The sequence below is a fragment of the Mesorhizobium sp. 01N446 genome (assembly GCF_056399285.1).
The window spans coordinates 237,935-260,382 of the sequence record NZ_JBFTRA010000005.1; the positions used below are offsets into that span (position 1 = coordinate 237,935).

At 64.8% G+C, this 22,448-nt stretch carries 24 protein-coding genes; 11 read left to right on the forward strand and 13 right to left on the reverse strand.

Annotation, left to right across the window (positions count from 1 at the left end; genetic code table 11):
• The first annotated feature begins 7 nt into the window (after positions 1–7).
• The 3 genes from AC1DPX_RS20460 (at position 8) to AC1DPX_RS20470 (ending at position 1,974) form a co-directional block, all read left to right on the forward strand.
• A complete protein-coding gene (locus AC1DPX_RS20460) occupies positions 8–784 on the forward strand; it encodes an SDR family NAD(P)-dependent oxidoreductase (RefSeq protein WP_477239170.1) in 777 nt (258 codons plus the stop codon).
• A 114-nt stretch (positions 785–898) separates the two neighbouring features.
• On the forward strand, positions 899–1,543 hold the full coding sequence (locus AC1DPX_RS20465; protein ID WP_202357951.1) for a TetR/AcrR family transcriptional regulator: 645 nt from the start codon (positions 899–901) through the stop codon (positions 1,541–1,543).
• 188 nt (positions 1,544–1,731) lie between these two features.
• Positions 1,732–1,974 carry a DUF680 domain-containing protein gene (locus AC1DPX_RS20470; protein WP_477239172.1) on the forward strand — a complete coding sequence of 81 codons (243 nt, stop codon included), beginning with the start codon at positions 1,732–1,734 and terminating at the stop codon, positions 1,972–1,974.
• Positions 1,975–2,024: 50 nt separating this feature from the next.
• On the opposite strand, the gene AC1DPX_RS20475 is transcribed toward AC1DPX_RS20470, so the two are convergent.
• From AC1DPX_RS20475 to AC1DPX_RS20510, 8 genes are all read right to left on the reverse strand, one after another.
• A complete protein-coding gene (locus tag AC1DPX_RS20475; protein ID WP_477239174.1) occupies positions 2,025–3,074 on the reverse strand; it encodes a Gfo/Idh/MocA family protein in 1,050 nt (349 codons plus the stop codon).
• A 16-nt stretch (positions 3,075–3,090) separates the two neighbouring features.
• Entirely contained in the window at positions 3,091–3,876 is a 786-nt protein-coding gene (locus AC1DPX_RS20480) for a ThuA domain-containing protein (RefSeq protein WP_477239176.1), read from the reverse strand.
• Positions 3,877–3,954: 78 nt separating this feature from the next.
• Positions 3,955–4,185, reverse strand: a complete 231-nt coding sequence (locus AC1DPX_RS20485; RefSeq protein WP_477239178.1) for a hypothetical protein — start codon at positions 4,183–4,185, stop codon at positions 3,955–3,957.
• Positions 4,186–4,241: 56 nt separating this feature from the next.
• Positions 4,242–4,826, reverse strand: coding sequence for a sarcosine oxidase subunit gamma (locus AC1DPX_RS20490; RefSeq protein ID WP_477239180.1), 585 nt, complete (start codon positions 4,824–4,826; stop codon positions 4,242–4,244).
• On the reverse strand, positions 4,819–7,812 hold the full coding sequence (locus AC1DPX_RS20495) for a sarcosine oxidase subunit alpha (RefSeq protein ID WP_477239182.1): 2,994 nt from the start codon (positions 7,810–7,812) through the stop codon (positions 4,819–4,821). Before AC1DPX_RS20495 ends, AC1DPX_RS20490 begins: the two co-directional genes overlap by 8 nt.
• The gene (locus AC1DPX_RS20500) at positions 7,809–8,120 is read right to left on the reverse strand and encodes a sarcosine oxidase subunit delta (protein WP_477239184.1); all 312 of its coding nucleotides are present in this window, start codon (positions 8,118–8,120) and stop codon (positions 7,809–7,811) included. The genes AC1DPX_RS20495 and AC1DPX_RS20500 overlap by 4 nt, the downstream gene beginning before the upstream one ends.
• An 11-nt stretch (positions 8,121–8,131) precedes the next feature.
• Positions 8,132–8,554: a hypothetical protein gene (locus AC1DPX_RS20505; protein WP_477239186.1), complete on the reverse strand. Its 423-nt coding sequence runs from the start codon at positions 8,552–8,554 to the stop codon at positions 8,132–8,134.
• The gene (locus tag AC1DPX_RS20510; protein ID WP_032931625.1) at positions 8,554–9,807 is read right to left on the reverse strand and encodes a sarcosine oxidase subunit beta; all 1,254 of its coding nucleotides are present in this window, start codon (positions 9,805–9,807) and stop codon (positions 8,554–8,556) included. The genes AC1DPX_RS20505 and AC1DPX_RS20510 overlap by 1 nt, the downstream gene beginning before the upstream one ends.
• Before the next feature lie 215 nt (positions 9,808–10,022).
• On the opposite strand from AC1DPX_RS20510, the gene AC1DPX_RS20515 reads away from it, so the two are divergent.
• From AC1DPX_RS20515 to AC1DPX_RS20550, 8 genes are all read left to right on the forward strand, one after another.
• Complete coding sequence (locus AC1DPX_RS20515; protein WP_202357942.1) at positions 10,023–10,391, forward strand: DUF2568 domain-containing protein; 369 nt, start codon at positions 10,023–10,025, stop codon at positions 10,389–10,391.
• A gap of 105 nt (positions 10,392–10,496) precedes the next feature.
• Positions 10,497–11,255, forward strand: a complete 759-nt coding sequence (locus AC1DPX_RS20520) for an SDR family oxidoreductase (RefSeq protein ID WP_477239188.1) — start codon at positions 10,497–10,499, stop codon at positions 11,253–11,255.
• A 111-nt stretch (positions 11,256–11,366) separates the two neighbouring features.
• The gene (locus tag AC1DPX_RS20525) at positions 11,367–11,753 is read left to right on the forward strand and encodes an SET domain-containing protein (RefSeq protein ID WP_064981678.1); all 387 of its coding nucleotides are present in this window, start codon (positions 11,367–11,369) and stop codon (positions 11,751–11,753) included.
• Between the two features lie 176 nt (positions 11,754–11,929).
• The gene (gene rpsU / locus AC1DPX_RS20530; protein ID WP_010911429.1) at positions 11,930–12,196 is read left to right on the forward strand and encodes a 30S ribosomal protein S21; all 267 of its coding nucleotides are present in this window, start codon (positions 11,930–11,932) and stop codon (positions 12,194–12,196) included.
• Between the two features lie 143 nt (positions 12,197–12,339).
• Entirely contained in the window at positions 12,340–13,194 is an 855-nt protein-coding gene (locus tag AC1DPX_RS20535; RefSeq protein WP_477239190.1) for a tetratricopeptide repeat protein, read from the forward strand.
• A 207-nt stretch (positions 13,195–13,401) separates the two neighbouring features.
• The gene (locus AC1DPX_RS20540) at positions 13,402–13,878 is read left to right on the forward strand and encodes a DUF992 domain-containing protein (protein ID WP_019861134.1); all 477 of its coding nucleotides are present in this window, start codon (positions 13,402–13,404) and stop codon (positions 13,876–13,878) included.
• Positions 13,879–13,965: 87 nt separating this feature from the next.
• The gene (locus tag AC1DPX_RS20545; RefSeq protein WP_202357938.1) at positions 13,966–14,457 is read left to right on the forward strand and encodes a DUF992 domain-containing protein; all 492 of its coding nucleotides are present in this window, start codon (positions 13,966–13,968) and stop codon (positions 14,455–14,457) included.
• Between the two features lie 180 nt (positions 14,458–14,637).
• Positions 14,638–16,074: an MFS transporter gene (locus tag AC1DPX_RS20550; protein ID WP_477239192.1), complete on the forward strand. Its 1,437-nt coding sequence runs from the start codon at positions 14,638–14,640 to the stop codon at positions 16,072–16,074.
• A gap of 19 nt (positions 16,075–16,093) precedes the next feature.
• Here the strand turns inward: AC1DPX_RS20550 and AC1DPX_RS20555 are convergent, their stop codons facing one another.
• Genes AC1DPX_RS20555 through AC1DPX_RS20575 form a run of 5 tightly spaced genes read right to left on the reverse strand, consistent with a single transcriptional unit; the run spans position 16,094 to position 22,444 of the window.
• On the reverse strand, positions 16,094–16,783 hold the full coding sequence (locus AC1DPX_RS20555) for a response regulator transcription factor (RefSeq protein WP_202357936.1): 690 nt from the start codon (positions 16,781–16,783) through the stop codon (positions 16,094–16,096).
• Positions 16,780–19,512 (reverse strand): DUF4118 domain-containing protein, encoded by a 2,733-nt coding sequence (locus AC1DPX_RS20560; RefSeq protein ID WP_477239194.1) that lies wholly within the window; start codon positions 19,510–19,512, stop codon positions 16,780–16,782. The genes AC1DPX_RS20555 and AC1DPX_RS20560 overlap by 4 nt, the downstream gene beginning before the upstream one ends.
• Positions 19,513–19,569: 57 nt before the next feature.
• Positions 19,570–20,133: a potassium-transporting ATPase subunit KdpC gene (gene kdpC, locus AC1DPX_RS20565; protein WP_202357934.1), complete on the reverse strand. Its 564-nt coding sequence runs from the start codon at positions 20,131–20,133 to the stop codon at positions 19,570–19,572.
• A gap of 11 nt (positions 20,134–20,144) precedes the next feature.
• On the reverse strand, positions 20,145–22,238 hold the full coding sequence (gene kdpB / locus AC1DPX_RS20570) for a potassium-transporting ATPase subunit KdpB (protein WP_477239196.1): 2,094 nt from the start codon (positions 22,236–22,238) through the stop codon (positions 20,145–20,147).
• Positions 22,235–22,444 carry a hypothetical protein gene (locus AC1DPX_RS20575; RefSeq protein ID WP_202357932.1) on the reverse strand — a complete coding sequence of 70 codons (210 nt, stop codon included), beginning with the start codon at positions 22,442–22,444 and terminating at the stop codon, positions 22,235–22,237. The genes kdpB and AC1DPX_RS20575 overlap by 4 nt, the downstream gene beginning before the upstream one ends.
• Between the last annotated feature and the right edge of the window lie 4 nt (positions 22,445–22,448).

Genomic DNA, 22,448 nt, shown 5'->3' on the forward strand with positions numbered 1-22,448 from the left:
AGACGGGATGGGCCGCTTTGACGGAGCAACGGTGCTGATCACGGGTGCCGCCGGCGGCCTCGGCCGTGGCGCCGCGAAAGGCTTTGCCGCCGAGGGCGCGCGGCTGGTGCTATCGGACATCGACGAAAAGGCGCTCGCTGATCTCGCCGCAGCCTTGCCCACCGAGACGGCGATCCTGGCCGGCAACGTGGCGGACGAGCAACTGTCCGAGGATCTGGTCAGGCTGGCGGTCGAAAGATTCGGCCGGCTGGATGTCGCCGTCAACAATGCCGGCATCGTCCAGAGTTTCGTGCGCCTGCCGCAGGTTCCGTCGGATGAGGCCCGCCGCGTGCTTGAGATCGACCTGCTTGGCGTCTTCTACGCCATGAAGCACCAGATCCCGCAGATCGAGCGGCAGTTCAAGGCTGCGGCCAGGGGCGGCGCCATCGTCAACATCGCCTCGGTTGCCGGACTGGTCGGGGCGCCGAAACTTTCGGTCTATGCCGCCGCCAAGCATGGCGTCGTCGGGCTGACCAAATCGGCGGCCGCCGAATACGCAACCAAGGGTGTGCGCATCAACGCCGTCTGCCCGGCCCACACCAGGACGGCAATGGTGGACAGCTTCGTGCGCGCCTCCGGTGCGCCGGAGGCGGAGGCGTTGACCGAACTGACACGCGGCGTGCCTATGAAACGCGTGGCGGAAGTCGACGAAATCATCGCCGCCGTCCTGTTTGCCGCCGACCCGGCCAACTCCTTCATGACCGGTCATGCGCTGGCCATAGACGGTGGCGTCGGAGCGATCTGACACCGCGATCCTACCATGCCGTTTGGGAACTTCCCGTGGCCTTGTCCGTTTCCGTACAGTGTATATAGTTTAGCCAGATACAACTGCCCCAGACACCACCGAAAGGCACCGGGCTTGCCGCTGAGCGTCCAGAAACGCCGCGAAAAACAGAAGGCCGAACTGCGTTCCGAACTGGTCGCGGCCGCGCACAAGCTCGTCCAGGAAGAAGGCTATGAGGGCCTGACCATCCGCAAACTGGCCAAGCGGGTCGGCTATGCGCCGATGTCGGTCTATTCCTACTTCGCCGACAAGCAGGACATCCTGTTCGCGCTGGCCGAAGACGCCTTCGAAACGCTTGCCCGCCGCATCGAGGAGCATCCGTCCGACGATCCGATCGAGGCCTTGCAGGCCGTGATGACCGAATATGCCGCCTTCGGCCTCGGCAATCCCAATGAGTACCGCACCGTTTTCATGACCGAAAAGACGCGGCCGCCGGAAGGTCGCAGTTTTCAAGAAATGCACGAGGCCAACCCGGCGATGAAGGCACTGATCACGCGGGTCGAAGCCTGCGTCGCCGCGGGAAAACTGCAAGGCGATCCGCGCGCCATCGCGACGATGCTGTGGGCGGTCGGCCACGGCACGATCTCGCTGCTGATCACCTTTCCCTTCTACCCCTTCGGCGACCCGCATGCTTTCGTGAAACGCATGTGCGATTTCCAACTGGCCGCACTCAGCACGCAGAATGTGCCGCCATTGACCGACACACCGGTCAACTGCTGAACGACATCTCCTTCGTTTCCACGCTTCCTCGCCGCCCTTCCGAACCAGCCCGAGGGCAAATTCTTGGTTAACAGAAAATTTATCGTACGCGTACGATCTTGACTTGAACTTCGCGATTGGCGGACGTATCTGTACGCGGCACCGTACATGTACGGAAGAAATTCAACCGTCGAAAGCGGAGACTCACAATGAAAAAGACCCTCCTCACCCTCGCCGCCGTTCTGGCCCTTTCCGGCTCGGCCTTCGCCGCCAACACCACCCACCCTGTCAAGCACCTGCCGGCCGCGACCTGCGTTGACAACAATGTGAAGCTGGATTGCGCCTCGACCGGCTCGGTCGAGAAGAAGCGCGCCACGGAAAACACCGCTGAAGGCAAGGGCCCGCGCCTCGGCATCAGCATCAATCCCTGGATCGTGCCGAGCGCGTTCTAAGATCGACTTGGAAGTTCTTCTGGCCGGCACAAGCCGGCCAGGCGCGTATGTCAGCCGAGCGTAACCGGCAGCCTGGCCGCCGAACTCTCGAAGGCGGCGTCGATCAGCTTCTGCATGTCGGCGGCGCGCCGGAAGGACGGATCGCCTTTCTGCCCGGCATCCAGCGCGTCGACAAAACGCCGGGCATTGCGCTTGACGTCCGGCAGGACCAGCTCTCGCCAGAGCTGGACATCCACGTCTTCGCCCAGGCACGCCGACAGCTTCGCGGCCTTGCCGTCGGTCTCGACCTTGAGCGCTCCCTTGGTGCCATGCAGCGTCAGCGACAGGTCATTGCCATGGCCGGTCGTGTAGCGGCTCGCCATGATCGTCGCCAGCGCGCCGGATGCGAGCCGCGCCGTCATTGCCACGCTGTCATTGGCGTCGAGCACATAGTCGCCGATCCGGTCGCCCTCGGCCTTCGGAAACGTCACCAGATCGGCATGCAGGCTGACAATGTCCTGGGCCGCGCCATAGGTGGCGAAATCCAGGATATGGATGCCGACATCGCCCAGCACGCCGGTCGACCCGTGCCGGCTCGACAGGCGCCACAGCCATTTGTCCTCGACGCGCCAGTCACCCCAGGACTTGCTGACCAGCCAGCTCTGCTTGTAGCTCGCCTCGACATGGCGCAATTCGCCGATCGCGCCCGCCAGCACCAGACGCCGTGCCTCCTGGATCGCCGGTGAATTGCGGTAGGTGAGATTGACCATGTTGACGAGGCCGGCGGCCTCGGCCGCTTCGGTCATGGCAAGCGCATCGGCATGGTTCGGCGCCAGCGGCTTTTCGCAAAAGACATGTTTTCCTGCGGCAAGCAGCGCCAGCGTCGTCGCCTTGTGCACGCCGTCCGGGGTCGCATTGATGGCGGCGTCGAAATCGCCCCAGGCGATCGCCGCTTCAAGGCTCTCGAAAGAAGCACCGATTTCGGTGGCAGCAGCAAACGCCGCCGCGCGGCCGGGCAGTTGATCGACACAGGCGACGATACTGCAGCCGGGGACCTTTGCGAACTCTTCGATATGATGTCCGGCGATCCAGCCGGTGCCGAGCAGGAGCAGGCGATGCATCAGATCAGGTCCCCCATCAACTCAACCCCTTGTCGCCGTCGGCATGCAGCCGCAGGCCCTTCTGCACGATCTTCTCCTTGGCCTTGTCCGTCGGCACGTTCGGCGCATTGGTGATGCCCGACCATGCGGGCGCCGGGTTGTGCGCCCAGTGCACGGCATTGCGCAGCACCTGCTGCACGCCCTCATTGTGATAGATCGGATAAGTTTCGTGGCCGGGCGAGAAATAGAAGATGCGGCCCGCGCCGCGCTGGTAGGTCAGCCCCGAGCGGAACACCTCGCCGCCCTCATACCAGGAGACAAACACCGTCTCCATCGGCTCCGGCACCGCGAACGGCTCGCCATACATCTCCGTCTCGCCGATCTCCAGGCATTCGCCGATGCCTTGCGCGATCGGGTGGCCACGGTTGATCGCCCAGACGCGCTCGCGCTCGCCCGCCTCGCGCCATTTCAGCGAACAGGGCGTGCCCATCAGCCGCTTGAAGATCTTTGAGTAGTGGCCGGAATGCAGCACGATCAGCCCCATTCCTTCCCAGACCCGCTTCTGCACCCGCTCGACGATCTCGTCCTTGACCTCGCCATGCGCGGCGTGACCCCACCACAAAAGCACGTCGGTGGCGGCCAGGCGCTTCTCGCTCAGGCCGTGCTCGGGCTCCTGCAAGGTGGCGGTGGTCGCCTCGATGCCCTTGTCCTGGTTGAGCGCGGCCGCGATCGTGCCATGCATGGTCAAGGGATAGAGGTCGCGCACGGCGGCATTGGTCTGTTCATGGACGTTCTCGCCCCAGACAACAGCTTTTATCGGCATTTTTCCTCTCCAAAGCGCTTTGAATATCTCAACTGGCGATGCCTTGGAAAGATGCCTTTCGACCAAAATTGCGGGAAATCAGGGCTTGCGGGATTTTCGCCCGGGGACGGTCTTGGCCTTGCCAGGCCTGGCGGGTGCGCCGGGGATCGCCGAACTGGTGATGGACACCGGATCGCTGGCCGGGAACGTGTCCTCGAGGCCCTCCTCGAGTTCCTCTTCCGCGCTCGACGCTTCGTGTTGCTCATGTTCGAGCGAGCGGACGGCCGGCGTCTTTTTCACCGGCGATTTCGGCGCGGACTTCGACGGCATCGGCACTCTCCTCGACCTGTGCCGCACAACGGGCGCGGGCGGCAAAACGTTCCAGGTCAGCCGGCCGCGTCGCGGGCTCCCTCGGACAGGAAAGTAAAGACATAGTCCGAGAAGGAACGCCAGCATTCGACCCGGAACGTGTCGGCGGCCGTGCGCAACAGCACGATCTCGGCCTTGCCGAGGATGGTGCGCGAAGCGGCGCCCACCGGGAAGGCGTCGAGTGACAGGTCCTGCGGGCAGCCCGAATTGACCGTGGCTTCGGCCGCCGGACCGGCGACGGAGATCGCGATGTTACGGTGTGAAATGCCGACCGCCGAATGCAGCGCGGTGACCCCTGCTCTATCGGCAAGCGGATCGTTGCCGGCCTCGTCGATGACGAGCCATTCGTCGGGGCCGAGCCACAGGGCGGTGCGCCCGCCCTTCGACACGGACGTCTTCGGCTTCTTCGGCAAGGTCAGGCCAAGCGCCTTCGACAGCGCCGCGACCGAAGCCTCCGGCGCACGCAGCGAGATGCGCTCGGCCGGCGGCAGCACTTCAACCTTCACGCCGGTCGCCGTCGTACCGCGTCCAGCCAATGCCGGACGGCGGTCGACCGAGGGCGATGCGGCCGCGGCCGTCTTCTTTGCAGCAGCCTTAGCCATTGAGGCGGCCTCCCGTATCGTCGAAGAACACCATGCCGGTAACCTCCACTTCGATCACCCCGTTCGGCATCGGCACGTAGAGCGTGTCGCCCATCCGGTCGCGTCCGCCGGCGACCAGCGCCAGTGCGATCGAACGGCCGCAATTCTGCGACCAGTAGCTCGAGGTGACATGGCCGATCATCTTCATCGGGATCGCCTGCTTGGGATCCGCGACGATCTGCGCGCCCTCTTCCAGCACCACCTTCGGGTCCTTGGTCTTGAGGCCGACGAGTTGCTTGCGGCCCTTGGCGACCAGATCGGGTCGCTTCATGCCCCTGATACCGACGAAGTCGGTCTTCTTCTTGCCGACGGCCCAGTCGAGACCGGCATCATCAGGCGTCACCGTTCCGTCCGTGTCCTGGCCGACGATGATGTAGCCCTTTTCGGCGCGCAGCACGTGCATGGACTCCGTGCCGTAGGCGGTGGCGCCATGCTTCTGGCCCTCGGCCCACAGTGCTTCCCAAACGGCCTGGCCGTAGTCGGCCGGCACGTTGACCTCAAAGCCGCGCTCGCCGGTGAACGACATGCGGAACAGCCTTGTCGGCACGCCGCAGATCTTGCCTTCGCGCACCGACATATGCGGCAGCGCTTCATCCGACATGTCGATGCCTTCGACCAGCGGCGCGATGATGTCGCGCGACTTGGGACCTTGCACCGCGATAACAGCCCACTGTTCGGTGATCGAGGTCAGCCAGACATTGAGATGCGGGAACTCGGTCTGGAGATAATCCTCCATGTGGTTCATGACGCGCGGCGCGCCGCCCGTCGTTGTCGTCACATGGAAACGGTCCGGCGCCAGCCTGCCGACGACGCCGTCATCATAGATGAAGCCGTCTTCGCGCAGCATGATGCCGTAACGACAGCGGCCCGGCTCCAGCTTCTCCCACGGATTGGTGTAGAGCAGCTCCATGAACTTGGCCGCATCCGGCCCGACCACCTCGATCTTGCCGAGCGTCGAGGCGTCGAACAGGCCGGCCGTCGTGCGCACCGCGACGCATTCGCGGTCGACAGCGGCATGCATGTCTTCGCCGGCTTTCGGAAAATACCAGGCGCGCTTCCACTGCCCGACATCCTCGAACACAGCACCCTGCGCTTCGGCCCACGGATGTGTCGCGGTCTTGCGCGTCGGGTCGAACAGCGGCCCGCGCGCATGGCTGACGATCGCGCCGAAGGTGACCGGCGTGTAGGGCGCGCGGAAGGTGGTCAGGCCGACCTCGGGGATCGGCTTGCCCAGCGTTTCCGCCGCAATCGCCAGCCCGTGCATGTTGGAGGTCTTGCCCTGGTCGGTCGCCATGCCGTTGGTGGTGAAACGCTTGACGTGCTCGATCGAGCGCATGCCCTCATGCACCGCCTGGCGGATGTCCTTGGCGGTGACGTCGTTCTGAAAGTCGACAAAGGCCTTCACTGTCGTGTCCGGCCCGGCGCCGGGCGCCGCACCCAGCATGCCGCGCGACCAGCTTTCCGACGCATCGACCTTCGGCTTCGACCCTTTGGCGGTTTTCGCACCCGCATCCTTGGCCGCCTTGGCGCCAGCCACATAGGCTTCGTCCACCGTCGCCGCCAGCCCGTCCGTGCCGTTGCAGGCGCCGACCGAGACGCAGTCCTGTGCGTAGGTGCCCGGCACGAAGCGCTTGGTCTCGTCGTTGAAGGCAACCTTGCCGCGCGACTGCGAGAACAGATGCACCGACGGCGTCCAGCCGGCAGACATCAGGATCGCATCGACGGGAATGGTGCGCTCGCCGCCGCCATTTTTCGGCTGCACGGTCATCGACGACACCCGCAACTTGCCGCCGGCGCGGATCACCGCGCGGCCGAAATTGATCTCGATGCCGAGCGCGCGTGCCTCGTCGATCACCGGACCGGTCGGGTTGTCGCGCAGATCGACGATCGCCGCGATGTTGACGCCGGCCTTCTTCAGATCGATGGCTGCCGCATAGGCTGAATCATTGGCTGTGTAGACGCCGACATTCCTGCCGACCGCCACGCCATAGTGGTTGAGGAAGGTACGAGCCGCGCCCGCCAGCATGATGCCGGGCCGGTCATTGTTGGCAAACACCATGTGGCGCTCGATGGCGCCCGAGGCCAGCACCACGCGCTTGGCGCGCACCTGCCACAGCCGCTCGCGCGGCAGATCATGGCCGGGAGCCTTCAAATGATCACTGACGCGCTCGACGAGGCCGACGAAATTCTGCGCGTAATATCCAAAGGCGGTCGTGCGCGACAGCACACGGACATTGTCCATGGCTGTGAGCTTTGCGATCGCCGCTTGCGCCCAGGCATAACCGTCCTGGCCGTCGATCTTCGCGCCCGTCTCGAAACGCAGGCTGCCGCCGAATTCGGCCTGCTCGTCGGCGAGGAAGACGCGCACGCCGGTCTCGGCCGCCGCCAGGGCTGCGGCGATGCCGGCAGCGCCGCCACCCAGCACCAGCACGTCGCAATGCGCGTAGCGCGAGGAATAGTGGTCGGGATCGGGCTTGCCGGGCGAAACGCCAAGGCCGGCGGCTTCGCGGATCTTGGGCTCGTAAAGGCTCTTCCAGGCCGCCTTCGGCCACATGAAGGTCTTGTAGTAGAAGCCGGCCGAGAACATCGGCGATGCGATGTCGTTGACTGCGCCGACATCGAAGGACAGCGACGGCCAGCGGTTCTGCGAATTGGCGGCGAGCCCGTCATAGAGCTCCTGCACGGTGGCGCGCACATTCGGCGTCTTGCGCGCATCGTCACGCACGATCTGCACCAGCGCGTTGGGCTCTTCCGCACCGGCCGACAGGAAGCCGCGCGGGCGGTGGTACTTGAACGAGCGGCCGACCAGATGCACGCCATTGGCAAGCAGCGCGGAGGCCAGCGTGTCGCCCTCGATGCCGGTATAGGACTGGCCGTCGAAGCTGAACCGCGCGGCCTTGGCCTGGCTGAGGCGACCGGCTCTCGGGATGCGGAACGCGCCGCTCATTTGGCAACCACTTCGTTGGAGTTTTTGGGCAGCTTGGCGGGTTTGGGTTCGCCGGCCTTGTAGGTCATGACGAACTTGTCGGTGACGGTGTCGCGCACCGCGTTGAAGAAGCGCGCGCAGCCATGCATGTGCCGCCAACGCTCATAGATGATGCCCTTGGGGTTGGAGCGGATGAAGAAGAACTTTTCGAAGTCGTCGTCGGTCTCGCCCGCAATGTTGGCCGAGCGCGCAATATGCGCCTCGCCGGCGTTGCGGAATTCGAGTTCCGGACGCTCTTCCTCGCAATAGGGGCAGCGGATGAGAAGCATTCTGTTCGTTCCTACAATTCGCCGTGGCCGACGCGCGCGCCGGGGGGTTGATCGCAAAGCTTCAGGCCCATGGTGACGAACGGCGCGACCAGCCGCAGCCGCTCCGCGACATCGGCGGAATCGCGAAACAAGGCGCGGTTGGCCATGTTGCCGAGCGTCAGCTGCATCGGATCGGTCGTGACGATGACGCCACGGGGCTTGAAATCCTCGTCTTCATCCAGGCCCTTCGGCCGGTCTTCGAAGAACATCACCATTTTCTGGCCGCCGCCCCAGACGCAGGCGAGCACTCCTTCATCGACCGAAAACGGCCATCCGGCCTCGTTGCCGGCGCGCGTGATCGGCTGCAGCCGCACCTCTTGCGCCGACGGCATGTGGAACATGCCTTGTTCCCCCGCCAGCATCAGCGGCATCGCGACAGCCATCTGCGCCATCATCAGTGCGCCACTGCCGCCGCCGCCGCCTCGTCGATGAGCCGGCCGGTGCGGAAGCGCTCGATGGTGAAGGGCGCATTGATGGGATGCGGATCGTCCCTGGCGATGGTGTGGGCAAAGACATGGCCCGAACCGGGCGTCGCCTTGAAGCCGCCCGTGCCCCAGCCGCAATTGACGTAGAGTCCCGGCACCGGCGTCTTGGCCAGGATCGGCGAGCGGTCGGGTGTCACGTCGACGATGCCGCCCCAGGAGCGAAGCATCTTCATGCGCGTGAAGATCGGGAACATCTCGCAGATGGCGTCCAGCGTATGCTGCAAGATGTGCAGGCCGCCGGTCTGCGAATAGGAGACATACTGATCGGTGCCGGCACCGATCACCAGCTCGCCCTTGTCGGACTGCGAGATATAGGCGTGCACCGTGTTGGACATGACCACGCATGGCACCACCGGCTTGACCGGCTCCGACACCAGCGCCTGCAGCGGATAGCTTTCCAGCGGCATGCGCACGCCGGCCATGTTCATGATGACCGAGGAATGGCCGGCGGCGACGACGCCGACCTTCTTGGCTCCGATGAAGCCGCGCGTCGTGTCGACGCCCATGACCGCGCCGTTGGCCGCCCGCTTGACGCCGGTGACCTCGCAATTCTGGATGATGTGGACGCCGCGCGCCGAAGCGCCGCGCGCATAGCCCCAGGCGACGGCATCATGGCGCGCCGTGCCGCCGCGCCGCTGCAGCGCGGCGCCAACAACGGGATAGCGCGCATCCCGCGAGATGTTGAGCGGCGGACAGAATTCCTTGGCCTGCTCCGGCGACAGCCATTCATTGTCGATGCCGTTCAACCGGTTGGCATGGACATGGCGCTTCAGCACCTGGATGTCATGCACGTTGTGGGCGAGCATCATGACGCCGCGCGCCGAATACATGACGTTGTAGTTGAGCTCCTGGGAGAGCCCGTCCCACAGCTTCAGCGCATGGTCGTAAATGCCGGCGCTCTCGTCATAGAGATAGTTGGAGCGGATGATGGTGGTGTTGCGGCCGGTGTTGCCGCCGCCGAGCCAGCCCTTTTCCAGCACCGCGACATTGGTGATGCCATGGACCGTGGCGAGATAATAGGCCGTGGCCAGCCCATGGCCGCCGGCACCGACGATGATGACGTCGTATTCCTTCTTGGGCTCCGGCGAGGACCATTGCTCCTCCCAGCCCTTATGGCCGCGCATGGCCTCTCGGGCGATGGCGAATACCGAATATTTTTTCAACGTCCCAGCCTCGCGCCAACGGATCTCGCGGATCGCGGCCGGGCTTTTGTTCGGTCCGGCGCGCGAGGTGTATCACTAGCGAAACAGCGCTTCCACCCTTGCGCTGTTTGCGACGGCGCTTGCCGTTTTGCGCCACGACGAAAAAGACCCGTGCGGGCTGGCTGCCGTGGTTGCGTTCAGCCACATTGTTCGTCGCGAGATTCGGGAGGGCGAAAATGGGCAATGCCTGGTGGAATCTGACATTGCGCTTCCTGCTGGAGCTTGCCGCCCTGCTTGGTCTCGGCATCGCCGGCTGGCATTTCTCCGACGGATGGTGGCGCTGGATGCTCGCTTTGGCCTTGCCGCTCGTTGCGGCCGTGCTGTGGGGCACTTTCGCGGTGCTCAACGACCCAAGCCGGTCAGGCCGCGCACCGATACCGGTGCCGGGTACGGTGCGGCTGGCGCTCGAACTGATCATCCTGTTCGGCGGGGCTGCCGGATTCTATGCCGCGGGCTACATCACCACTGGCATCGTCGTCGCTCTGCTCATCGCGATCAGCTACGCATTTTCGCTCGACCGGCTGGGCTGGCTGCTGAAGCAATAATTCGGATCGACGACGCCTTCGCAGGTATCGGGTGGTTCCTCACCGCCCCATCTGCGACCAAGCATCCGGTTGCCGGCGAGACCGGCGCGAAAAAGGATGCCAAAAATGCTCGCACTCGCCAACAAGATCGCCATCGTCACCGGCGCCAGTTCCGGCATCGGCCGCGCCACGGCAAAACTCTTCGCCGAGGAAGGGGCCAGGATCGTCGTCTCCGCCCGCCGCCAGGCCGAACTGGATACGCTTGTCGCCGAAATATCGGACGCGGAAGGTACGGCCACCGCGCTTGCCGGGGACGTCAGGGACGAAGCCTACGCGAAGACCCTAGTCGATCTGGCGATCGAAAGCTTCGGCGGTCTCGACATCGCCTTCAACAATGCCGGCGCCGTCGGCTTGATGGCGCCCCTGCCCGACATGATGCCGTCGGCATGGCACGAAACCATGGACATCAATCTGACCAGCGCCTTTCTCGGCGCGAAATACCAGATACCGGCCATGCTGGAGCGCGGCGGCGGCTCGCTGATCTTCACGTCGAGCTTTGTCGGCTACACTGCCGGCATGCCGGGCATGGCCGCCTACGCCGCCGCCAAGGCCGGACTGATCGGCCTGACGCAGGTTCTGGCCGCCGAATACGGGCCGAAGGGCCTGCGCGTCAACGCGCTGCTTCCAGGCGGCACCGACACACCGGGCGCGACGACAACGACACCCGAGGCCCGCGCCTTCGTCGAAGGCATCCATGCGCTGAAGCGCATGGCGCAGCCGGAGGAGATCGCCCGCTCGGCGCTTTACCTCGCCTCCGACGCATCGAGCTTCACCACGGGAACCGCGCTGTTTGCCGATGGCGGCGTCTCGATCAACCGGACGTGAAGGTTTTTTCGCGACCAACAGGTCGGTTTGCCGCTTTGACGCAGCCGGCCGGTCTTGCTTTTTCCGCGCGATTTGGCGATTCCGTTTCCTGTCGAAACGGGTCCCCAAACCATGATGCTGATCCGCACCTATGTGGCCGCGAGCGCGATCGAGGGCGTTGGCATGTTCGCCGCCGAGCCGATCCGCAAGGGCGCCTCGATCTGGCGGCTCGACCCGGATTTCGACCGGCTGATCCCGATGGACAAATACGAGGCCGCACCCCAGCCCCTGAAGGAATTGCTCGACCGTTATGCCTATCCCAGCCCGGACCGGCCGGGTTTCATGGTCTATGAAGTCGACAATGGCCGCTTCATGAACCATTCGGCGACGCCGAACACCGACTTTTCGCAATATGGTGGCGCCACCGCGACCCGCGACATTGCCGCGGGAGAGGAGATCACCTGCGACTACGGCGAATTCTTCGAGGATTTCGAGCGGCTGCACCTGGCCACCGCCTAGCTGGCGCCCTATCTCGGCCCTACCGTGGCAATTTGGCAGACGTCCTTCATTTCGACTGTGGACAGCGCGGCCTGATTCTGCTATCAGCCGCCACAATTCGTGGTGTCGACCGCCGCGGAGGCTAGTGGCTATGGCCACTTGCCTGTTGATATCAAACCCGAAAGACAGGATTGCCCGTGCAGGTACTCGTCCGCGACAATAACGTTGATCAGGCGCTTCGCGCGCTCAAGAAGAAGATGCAGCGCGAAGGCATTTTCCGCGAAATGAAGATGCGCGGTCACTACGAGAAGCCGTCCGAGAAGCGCGCCCGTGAAAAGGCCGAGGCCGTCCGCCGCGCCCGCAAGCTGGCCCGCAAGCGCGCCCAGCGCGAAGGCCTGCTGCCGATGACCCCGCGTCCGGTGGCTGCCGGCGGTGCCGCTGGCGCAGCGCGTCCGCCGCGCTGATTATCGCCAATATTTCGTCCTTTTCGAAGGATACTGAGGTGGCGCGATGCGGAATCGCCGCCACCTTTTTATTTTTGATATGACCCGGCCCGGAGGGGGGATCCGGACCTGAACGACGCGCTTGAAGTGAGGACAGGGCAGACATGAACGCAACAAGCGTGGAGCGCGGGGCCGCATTGCGTGGTTTCGCCCTGACGGCGGCCCTGCTTTCCGGATTGGTTCTGTCCGGCTGCCAGACATCGGGTCCGACCGGCGAGTTCAACAACATCGACAAGGCGCAGGGATCGAGCGAGAACATCTCCTCGCTGTCGGCGGTGATCCAGCGCAATCCGCAGGATCCCGAAGGGTACAATGTGCGTGGCTCGGCCTATGGCCGTGGCGGCCAGTACCAGGCGGCACTCAAGGACTTCAACCAGGCCATTCAGCTCAATCCGAATTTCTACCAGGCCTATTCGAACCGCGCGCTTATCCAGCGCTTCCTCGGCAATCAGGCCGCCGCGCTCGACGACTACAACAAGTCGATCCAGATCAACGGCAATTATGACGCCGCCTACATCGGCCGCGGCAACCTTTACCGCAAGGCGGGCCGCACCCAGGATGCCTTCAACGATTTCCAGAAGGCGATCCAGCTCGACACCACGGACGCCCGCGCCTACCATAATCGCGGCCTGATCTATCAGAGCCAGGGCCAGCACAAATTCGCCATCGAGGATTTCTCGACCGCCATCTCGCTGGCGCCGGATGCCGCCGAGCCCTACAACGGCCGTGGCCTCTCCTATCTGGCGACGGGCGACGAGGACAACGCCTTCTCCGACTTCAACATGGCCATCAAGCTCGACGGCAAGAACGCCGAGGCCTGGGCCAACCAGGCGCTGATCTACGAGCGGCGCGGCGACAAGGCAAAGGCAGCGAAATCCTATAAGGAAGCCGTGCGCCTCAACCCCACCTACCAGCCGGCCAAGGACGGCTTGTCGCGCGTCGGTGGCAGCGCCAGCTGATCGGCTTCGGTAGATCCGGCTAAGCTTTATGGGGACGTCGGCGTGTCCGAAATGACACGCCGCGATGAAGATCGCCGCCAATCCGGCAACCGCGCGTTAACCCCTGCTGCAAGCCGTTAACCCTTGCCTTGTTCGCGCCAAGTTTTCAGCGGAACGGTCTGGCCACCCAAGCCGTTATTTCCAGGCGATTTGCGAAAGGACCCTCCCATGATCAAGAAACTCGTCTGCGCCGCTGCTCTTGCAACGACCGTATTCGCCGCCGCCCCGGCCAGCGCCGGCAAGCTGCAGCTCGGCACGCTCGACTGCACCATCGATGGCGGCACCGCCTACATCGTCGCCTCCAACAAGGGCGTGTCCTGCGTCTTCCGTCCCTACCATCACGGACCGTCGGAGATTTACACCGGCGTCATCTCCAAGATCGGTGTCGATCTTGGCCAGACGCATCAGGGCCAGCTCGTCTGGGCGGTTCTTGCCGCGACCCGTGACCGCGACGCGGGCGACCTTGCCGGCAGCTATTATGGCGTCAACGCCGAGGCGAGCGTCGTCACCGGCGGCGGCGCCAACCTGCTGGTCGGCGGCTTCGACGGCGCCTTCATGCTGGAGCCGCTCAGCGTCCAGGCGCAGACCGGCGTCAATCTCGCCGTGGCCGTGACCTCGCTTCAGCTGATCCATTCGCTGAAGTGATCGAACGGAGCCACGCGCTCCTCTCTACCTTACGGCGCGGAACCATATAGGATGGTTCCGCGCCGTTTGTGTTTTGGGGGGACCGCCATGCCGAAGACAGCCATTGCCGCTGCCGTGATTGCCATGGTGCTTGGCTTTTTACAGACACCGGCACAGGCCCAGGACAGGGGCATCGAGCTCGGCACCCTTGAATGTGCCATAGGCGGGGGCACCGGCTTCATCTTCGGGTCGAGCAAGGATCTGAGCTGCACCTTCACCCCGGCCGACAAGAGCTTCGCGCCGGAAGCCTATTTCGGCGCCGTCAACAAATACGGCCTCGACATCGGCACGACAAAACAGGCGGTGATGCGCTGGCTGGTGCTGACGCCGCTGAAGAACATCTACGCGCCCGGCGCGCTGGCGGGTGACTATATCGGCGCAAGCGCCGAGGTGACGGCGGCCGTCGGCGCCGGCGCCAATCTGCTGGTCGGCGGCTCCTCGCAGGCTTTCACCCTCCAGCCGCTCAGCCTGCAGACGCAGACCGGCATCAATCTCGCCATCGGCGTCAGCCAATTCCAGCTGCGCAGCACCGAGAACTGACCTCTTGAAAAAACCGCTTGAGCTCAACCGCGGTTGAGGTCCTACAAGCCCATCCCGACCGGACCGCACCCAGATGGGCACGCTGTCCGACGCTATTGCCGCGCATGGTCCTGCCGGAAAGCCTTGCTGGCTTCTGGTGCCGTGCGCCGGCATCGAGATATGCAAAAGCATGGGACGGACATGATTGAAATCAGCACAAACAGGGTCGACTGGCGCGCATTGTGGGCGAGCGGCGACCTGGCGCGGTTCTGCTTCATCAGCCTCGGCATTCTGCTGCACGCCACCAACGAGACGATGGTGGCGACCGTCATGCCGGCCATGGTCGGCGAATTGGCCGGCGTGCAGCTCGTCGGCTGGTCGCTGGCGATCTACGAGCTCGGCGCCATCGTCGCCGGCGCTGCCGCCGGACGGCTGGTGAGCTATGTGGCGTTGCGCACCAATATGGTGGTCGCGGCGCTGCTTTACGCCGCAGGAGCGCTGATCTGTGCCACCTCGCCTTCCATGCAGTTGTTCCTGGCTGGCCGGCTGATCGAGGGGCTTGGCGGCGGCGCGCTGGTGTCGCTCGCCTTCGTCTCGGTCGAGCGTTTGTTTTCGCGCGCCATCTGGCCGCAGCTTTTCGGCATCATGTCGGCGATCTGGGGCGTCGCCGCCTTCAGCGGCCCGTTGCTGGGCGCGATCATGACCGAACTCCTGTCCTGGCGCTGGGCCTTCGGCGTCTTCACCCTGGGCGGCACAACCATGGCGCTGGCAAGCTTTCTTGTGCTGAACACGCCGGCGGCGAAGAGACCCAGCACAAGCGCAGGCAAAGCCCCGCCCTTCCCCTTCGCCGCCCTTGCCTGCCTTGCCGTCGCCGTGGTGCTGATCGCCTCGGCCGGCGTCGACATCGCCTTGCTGCGCTCTTCGCTGCTGATCGTGCTGGGCCTCGCCGGGCTCGCGCTGTTCTTCTATATCGACGCGCTGAAGCCGCGCTCGCGGCTGTTTCCGGCGCGGCTGTTCTCCTGGCGCACGCCGGTCGGCGCCGGCATGACCATGGTCGCCGCTTTTTCCGTTGCGACCTGCTCCTTCGGCGTCTACGGGCCGCTGCTTTTGACCAGCCTGCACGACATTCCGCTTTTGACCACCGGCTACATCATAGCCGCCGAATCGATCGCCTGGTCGATCCTCTCGATCCTCGTCGCCAACGCACCGCCGCAGCGCGAGCGGCTGATCATTGTCGTCGGTGCGCTGATGATCGCGGCGGGCATCGCCGGCTTTGCCTATACGATACCCCTGGGCTCGATCCCGCTGATCCTGGTCTGCGCCCTGCTGCAGGGCGGCGGCTTCGGCATTGCCTGGCCGTTCCTGACCCGCGTCATCGTCGCCTCCGCCCCGGATGATGAGCAGACCATCGCGTCGGCTGCGGTGCCGACCATGCAGCGCATCGGCTATGCCGTGGGTGCCGCCCTCGCCGGCATCGTCGCCAATGCCAGCGGCTTTTCGCAAGGGCTGAACCATGACGCGGCGGCCAATGTCGCGAGCTGGCTGTTCCTCGCCTTCGTGCCCCTCGGCATCCTCGGCTGCCTCGCCGCCTTGCGGGCGTCAGCTGCGCCAAACCGGCCGCTGGAAGCCATCGGCTGACGCAGGCTCAATCGGGGCTTCAGTCGACCCGAAGGCGGTAGCCGACACCGGTCTCGGTGGTGATGTAGCGCGGCTGGTCGGGGGTCTTCTCGATCTTCTGCCGGAGCTGCCTGACATAGACCCGAAGATATTGCACGTCGGTCGAATCGCCCCAGATCTGCTTCAGGATGAAATGGTGGGTCAGCACCTTGCCGGCATGCTGCACTAGGATGCGCAATATGTCGTATTCCTTCGGCGAGAGTTTTATCTCCTTGCCTTCGACCTTGACGATACGCTTGACCAGATCGACGCTGAGGTCGCCGCTCTGGAAGACCGGCTTCTCGCCCTGCTGCTGGAACTTGTGCCGCAACGCCACGCGGATGCGCGCCACCAGTTCGTTCATGCCGAACGGCTTGGTGACATAGTCATCGGCGCCGAGCTCGAGCGCGCTGACGATGCCGGCCTCATCGGTGCGGCTGGAAAGGATGACGACCGGGATGTCGAGGCCCTCGCCACGCCATTTGCGCAGCAACTCATGGCCACTCATGCCAGGCAGGCCGAGATCGAGGAGCACCAGGTCCGGCTTTTCCTGTTCCATCTGCTCGATCGCCACCTTGGCGTTCGGCGCTTCGCTAATCGCATAGCCCTGGCTGCCGAGGCCGACCCGAAGCAGCTTGCGGATCGGCGGCTCGTCATCGACAACCAGTATCCTGACATTCGAATTTGTCATGAAGGCCGATCCACGCTGGTCTCTTCGCCGCGATTGCCGACATCGGGCGCTTCCGCCGGCACCGGCATCCTGATGGTGAACACCGCCCCTGGACGGTCGGTCCGGTTGGCGGCCGAGATGGCGCCGCCCATCGATTCGACAAAGCCGCGGCAGATCGACAGGCCAAGGCCGGTGCCGGCGCGCACCTGATCGCCCTTGCGCACCCGGTAGAACGTGTCGAACACTCGTTCCAGATCATGCGCCGGAATGCCCGGCCCCTCATCCATGATCTGCATGATGACGGACCCATTGTCGGCCCATCCCTGCACGCGGATCGTCGAGCCGGCCGGCGAGTATTTCGATGCATTGTCGAGAAGGTTGAACAGAACCTGTTCGAACAGCACGGGATCGAGCTTCAGCATCGGCAGGTCGGACGGAATATCGACCGCGATCTTGTGCTCGCTGGTGATCTTGCGGGCGCGGTTGAGCGCCGTGCCGACGATATCGCCGACGTAATGCAGCGCATAGTTCGGCTCCATTGCCCCGGACTCGATCTTGGTCATGTCGAGCAGATTGGCGATGAAGCGGTTCAGCCGTTCCGATTCGTCAATCACCGTCGACAAAAGCTCCGTCCGGTCCTGCTCGGGCAGATCCGGCGCGAATTCCTTGAGCGTGCCGGCCGCTCCCATGATGGCCGAAAGCGGCGTCTTCAGATCATGCGAAATCGAGGTCAGCAGGGCAGAGCGCAGCCGGTCGGCCTCGGCGGCGAGCTTGGCGCGGTCGACATCGGCGACGAGCTGGATACGTTCAATCGCCACCGCCGCCTGGTCGGCCAGCGCGTCGAGCAGGCGCTGCTGCTCCGGCGTCAGCAGCGGGCCCTGCTTGTCATTGTCGAGCCCGACGACACCGATCGCCGTGCGTCCCGTCCGCAAAGGCAGATAGAGACGCTTGGCGCCGGGCAGTGTGTCGGCGCCGCGCCCGGCGGCGCGGTTGTGCTCCCAGGCCCAGCGGGCGGCGGCGATGTCGGCCTCGGCCAGCGTGTCGTCCGGCGGATAGCCTGCCTTGACGGTGATGGTTCCGTCTTCGGGCAGAAGCAGCACCACACGCAGCTTCAGCATCGAGGCGATCTGAAAGGCGGTGGCCCACAGCACATCGTCGAGCGTGCCGGCGCCGGCGAGCTTCTTGGAGAAGAGGTAGATGTCCTCGGTGGCCCGTGCCCGCGAGCGGGCGGCGATGGCCTGTCGCTGCACGCGCACCGTCAGATTGCTGGCAATCACGGCGACCACCAGAAACACGCCGAGCGCGACAATGCTCTCCGGATCCCGGATCGTCAGCGTGTAGCGCGGCTCCAGGAAGAAATAGTTGAAGGCAAGGGCGCTGGCGAGACAGGCGTACAGAGCCGGCCACAGACCGCCGGTCACCGCCGAAGCCAGGACCCCGATGAGGAAGATGATCGCGAGGTTGCGAACGTCGAGAAATTGGTCGAGCAGGACGGCGAAGGCGAGCGACCCGACGACATAGGCCGTGGCCAGGAGATACGGCCAGATCTGGAATTGCGTCTGCTCGTTCGCGGTCCTTACGTTCCTCGACGCCGCCTCGGTATTTCGCTCGGTCCCCGAAATGACGTGGACGCTGATGTCGCCGGCATTGCGGATCAGATCATAGGTGAGCGAGCCCTCGATCAGTTCGCGCCAGCGCGACCGGGTCGGTCGGCCGACCACGATATGGGTGAAATTGTTCGCCGTCGCATGGCGCACAATGTCCTGCGCGACATTCTGGCCGGGAATGGTCGTCACCTCCGCGCCGAGCTGCTCGGCAAGGCGCATCAGCGTGGCGAGCCGGTCCTTGTCCTCCTCGGACATGCCGGCAGAGCGTGGCGTATCGACATGCAGCGCCGTCCATGGCGCGCGAAGCCGGTCGGCCAGCCTGCGTGCGTAGCGAATGCGGGCCGCGCCGCCCGGACGCGCGTCGACGCAGACGAGCACTCTTTCGCCCGCGGCCCACGGCCCCTGGATGGCATGCGATTGCATGTGATTGAGCAACTGCTCGTCGACGCGCTGGGCGGTGCGGCGCAGCGCCAGTTCGCGCAGCGCCGTCAGGTTGCCCGACGAGAAATAGTTCTCGATTGCGCGCTGCGCGGTGTTGGGGAAATAGACCTTCCCCTCTTCCAGCCGCTTGATCAGGTCGTCGGGCGTCAGGTCGATGATCTCGACGTCGTCGGCCTGGTCGATGATGGAATCGGGAACCGTCTCGCGCACCCTGACCCGGGTGATCTGCGCGACCACGTCGTTCAGGCTCTCGACATGCTGGATGTTGAGCGTCGTGTAGACATCGATGCCGCGCGCCAGGATCTCCTGGACGTCGAGATAGCGCTTGGGGTGGCGGCTCCCGGGCGCGTTGGTGTGGGCGAGCTCGTCGACCAGGACCAGTGCAGGGCGCCGAGCGAGGATAGCGTCGATATCCATCTCGTCGAGGACGCGCCCCTTGTAGTCGACCTTGCGGCGGGGGATGACTTCATAACCCTCGACCAGTGCCTGGGTTTCCCGGCGGCCATGCGTCTCGACGACGCCGATCACCACATCGATGCCGTCGGCCAGCCTGGCACGGCCCGACATCAGCATTTCGTAGGTCTTGCCGACACCGGGAGCGGCGCCGAGGAATATCCGCAGACGGCCGCGTCCCTCCCGCTCGGCATGCTCGAGCAGCGCGTCGGGGGAAGGCCTGTTTTCGTTGCTTCTGTCTTCCGGCATCGGGATCGATCATGGAGAGGTCCGGGGATGCTGTCGATCCCCGGACCTCGCCGTCAACTATTTAGCGGCGTCCAGCGCCAGGTTGAGCGCCAGCACGTTGACAACAGGCTCTCCCATGAAGCCGAGTTCCCGGCCCTCGACCTGGCTGTCGACAAGCGCCTTGACCTTGGCTTCGTCGATGCCCCTGGCCTTGGCGACACGCGGAACCTGGAAATAGGCGGCCTCCGGGCTGATCTGCGGATCGAGGCCGCTGCCCGACGTCGTCACCAGGTCCATCGGCACGGGCTGGTTCGGATTCTCCGCCTTCAGTTTCTCGGCATCGCCCTTGATGCGCTCGATCAGCTTCGGGTTGGTCGGGCCGAGATTGGAGCCGCCGGAGGCGCCGGCGTCATAGCCGTTGCCGGCGGCCGAAGGCCTGCCATGGAAATATCTGTCGCTGGCGAAGGCCTGGCCGATCAGTTCGGAGCCGATGACCTTGCCGTCCTTCTCGATCAGGCTGCCATTGGCCTGACGCGGGAACAGCGCCTGCGCCAGGCCGGTCATGCCCAGCGGATAGACCAGGCCGGTCAGTACGGTGAAGAAGACGATCATGATGATCGCGGGTCTGATTTGCTTGAGCATCGGAAGGATCCTTATGCAAGGCCAAGGGCCGTGACGGCCATGTCGATTATCTTGATGCCGACGAACGGCACGATGATGCCGCCCAGGCCGTAGACGAGTAGGTTGCGGCTGAGCAGCGCGCCGGCGCCGATCGCCCGGTATTTGACGCCGCGCAGCGACAGCGGAATCAGCGCGATGATGATCAGCGCGTTGAAGATGATGGCCGACAGGATGGCGCTCTGCGGCGTCGCCAGATGCATGATGTTGAGCGCCTGCAGCGGGCCGGTGGTCTGGCCCGGCGCGACATAGAAGACGGCGAACATGGCCGGGATGATGGCGAAATACTTGGCCACGTCATTGGCGATCGAGAAGGTGGTCAGCGAGCCGCGCGTCATCAGCAGCGCCTTGCCGATCTCGACGATCTCGATGAGCTTGGTCGGGTCGCTGTCGAGATCGACCATGTTGCCGGCTTCGCGCGCGGCGACCGTGCCGGTGTTCATGGCGACGCCGACATCGGCCTGCGCGAGCGCCGGCGCGTCGTTGGTGCCGTCGCCGCACATGGCGACCAGCTTGCCCTTGGCCTGCTCGTCGCGGATCAGCTTGAGCTTGTCCTCGGGCGTGGCCTGGGCAAGGAAATCGTCGACGCCGGCTTCCGCCGCGATGGCCGCGGCCGTCATCGGGTTGTCGCCGGTAATCATCACGGTGCGGATGCCCATCTTGCGCAGCTCGGCGAAACGCTCGCGGATGCCGCCCTTGACGATGTCCTTGAGGTGGACGATGCCAAGCAGCCGCCCGTCGCGCTCGACCGCCAGCGGCGTGCCGCCGGACTTGGCGACCTCGTCGGCGATCGCCTGCAGGTCCCTGATCGTATCGCTGTTCGGCCGCGTCGCGTGGCTGGCCACGGTCGCCTGGTTGACATGGGCGAGCACGGAATCGACCGCGCCCTTGCGCACCGAGGAGCCGTCGATGTCGACGCCGCTCATGCGGGTCTGCGCGGTGAAGGGCACGAAGGTGGCGTGCAACGTCGCCATGTCGCGGGCGCGGATGCCGTATTTCTCCTTGGCCAGCACGACGATCGAACGGCCCTCCGGCGTTTCGTCGGCAAGCGAGGCGAGTTGCGCGGCGTCGGCGAGTTCCTGTTCGGTGACGCCCTTGACCGGGCGGAATTCCGTAGCCTGGCGGTTGCCCAGCGTGATGGTGCCGGTCTTGTCGAGCAGCAGCGTGTCGACGTCGCCGGCCGCCTCGACGGCGCGACCCGACATGGCCAGAACATTGAAGCGCACCAGGCGGTCCATGCCGGCGATGCCGATGGCCGACAGCAGCGCGCCGATGGTGGTCGGGATCAAGGTGACGAACAGGGCGACGAGCACGGTCACCGAGATGTAGCCCCCCGAATAGGAGGCAAAGCTCGGGATCGTCGCGGTGGCCAGGACGAAGATCAGCGTCATGCCGACGAGCAGGATGTTGAGCGCGATCTCGTTGGGCGTCTTCTGGCGCTCGGCGCCTTCGACGAGCGAAATCATGCGGTCGAGGAAAGTGTGGCCGGCGGCGGCGGTGATGCGCACGCGGATCCAGTCGGACAGAACCTGCGTGCCGCCGGTGACCGCCGAGCGGTCGCCGCCGGATTCGCGGATGACGGGGGCCGACTCGCCTGTTATCGCCGCCTCGTTGACCGAGGCCACGCCTTCCACCACCTCGCCGTCGGACGGGATGATGTCCCCGGCTTCGACCAGGACGATGTCGCCGACCTTCAGGCTGGTGCCGGGTACGAGCTTGAACCTGCTCCTGTCCTCGCCGGCCAGGAGCTTGGCCTGGGTCTCGGTGCGCGCCTTGCGCAGCGAATCCGCCTGCGCCTTGCCGCGCCCCTCGGCGACGGCCTCGGCGAAATTGGCAAACAGCACCGTGAACCACAGCCAGATGATGATCTGCAAGGTGAAGCGCAGGTCGCCGCCGCCGGTGACGAGGTCCCTGACGAACAGCACTGTCGTCAGCGCCGAGACGATGGCGACGACGAACATCACCGGATTGCGGGCTAGCGTGCGCGGGTCGAGTTTGCGGAAGGCGCCGCCGATGGCGGGCCACAGGATGCGGGCATCCATGATGGCGGTTGACTTTAACTGGCTCATTTTGGAGCTCCGGCTTCGGTGTTGTCGGGCGGCACCGGGTGTTTGGATGCCGAAAAGGGTGGGCCGTAGACCAGCAGCCAGATCACGATCATGACTGCCGCGATGCCCAGGAATGTGGACACGGTCGGGAAGGGAGGAGGCTTCGCCTCCCCCTCGCTGCCGGCCGGCGGCCGGGCCTTGCGACGCATCGGGCTGAACAAGGGCATGGCC

Coding starts and splice junctions, on each gene's coding strand:
- AC1DPX_RS20460 (WP_477239170.1), top strand. CDS start 8: ATGGGCCGCTTTGACGGAGCAACGGTGCTGATCACGGGTGCCGCCGGC.
- AC1DPX_RS20470 (WP_477239172.1), top strand. CDS start 1,732: ATGAAAAAGACCCTCCTCACCCTCGCCGCCGTTCTGGCCCTTTCCGGC.
- AC1DPX_RS20475 (WP_477239174.1), bottom strand. CDS start 3,074: ATGCATCGCCTGCTCCTGCTCGGCACCGGCTGGATCGCCGGACATCAT.
- AC1DPX_RS20480 (WP_477239176.1), bottom strand. CDS start 3,876: ATGCCGATAAAAGCTGTTGTCTGGGGCGAGAACGTCCATGAACAGACC.
- AC1DPX_RS20485 (WP_477239178.1), bottom strand. CDS start 4,185: ATGCCGTCGAAGTCCGCGCCGAAATCGCCGGTGAAAAAGACGCCGGCC.
- AC1DPX_RS20490 (WP_477239180.1), bottom strand. CDS start 4,826: ATGGCTAAGGCTGCTGCAAAGAAGACGGCCGCGGCCGCATCGCCCTCG.
- AC1DPX_RS20495 (WP_477239182.1), bottom strand. CDS start 7,812: ATGAGCGGCGCGTTCCGCATCCCGAGAGCCGGTCGCCTCAGCCAGGCC.
- AC1DPX_RS20500 (WP_477239184.1), bottom strand. CDS start 8,120: ATGCTTCTCATCCGCTGCCCCTATTGCGAGGAAGAGCGTCCGGAACTC.
- AC1DPX_RS20505 (WP_477239186.1), bottom strand. CDS start 8,554: ATGATGGCGCAGATGGCTGTCGCGATGCCGCTGATGCTGGCGGGGGAA.
- AC1DPX_RS20515 (WP_202357942.1), top strand. CDS start 10,023: ATGGGCAATGCCTGGTGGAATCTGACATTGCGCTTCCTGCTGGAGCTT.
- AC1DPX_RS20520 (WP_477239188.1), top strand. CDS start 10,497: ATGCTCGCACTCGCCAACAAGATCGCCATCGTCACCGGCGCCAGTTCC.
- AC1DPX_RS20525 (WP_064981678.1), top strand. CDS start 11,367: ATGATGCTGATCCGCACCTATGTGGCCGCGAGCGCGATCGAGGGCGTT.
- AC1DPX_RS20535 (WP_477239190.1), top strand. CDS start 12,340: ATGAACGCAACAAGCGTGGAGCGCGGGGCCGCATTGCGTGGTTTCGCC.
- AC1DPX_RS20540 (WP_019861134.1), top strand. CDS start 13,402: ATGATCAAGAAACTCGTCTGCGCCGCTGCTCTTGCAACGACCGTATTC.
- AC1DPX_RS20545 (WP_202357938.1), top strand. CDS start 13,966: ATGCCGAAGACAGCCATTGCCGCTGCCGTGATTGCCATGGTGCTTGGC.
- AC1DPX_RS20550 (WP_477239192.1), top strand. CDS start 14,638: ATGATTGAAATCAGCACAAACAGGGTCGACTGGCGCGCATTGTGGGCG.
- AC1DPX_RS20555 (WP_202357936.1), bottom strand. CDS start 16,783: ATGACAAATTCGAATGTCAGGATACTGGTTGTCGATGACGAGCCGCCG.
- AC1DPX_RS20560 (WP_477239194.1), bottom strand. CDS start 19,512: ATGCCGGAAGACAGAAGCAACGAAAACAGGCCTTCCCCCGACGCGCTG.
- kdpC (WP_202357934.1), bottom strand. CDS start 20,133: ATGCTCAAGCAAATCAGACCCGCGATCATCATGATCGTCTTCTTCACC.
- kdpB (WP_477239196.1), bottom strand. CDS start 22,238: ATGAGCCAGTTAAAGTCAACCGCCATCATGGATGCCCGCATCCTGTGG.
- AC1DPX_RS20575 (WP_202357932.1), bottom strand. CDS start 22,444: ATGCCCTTGTTCAGCCCGATGCGTCGCAAGGCCCGGCCGCCGGCCGGC.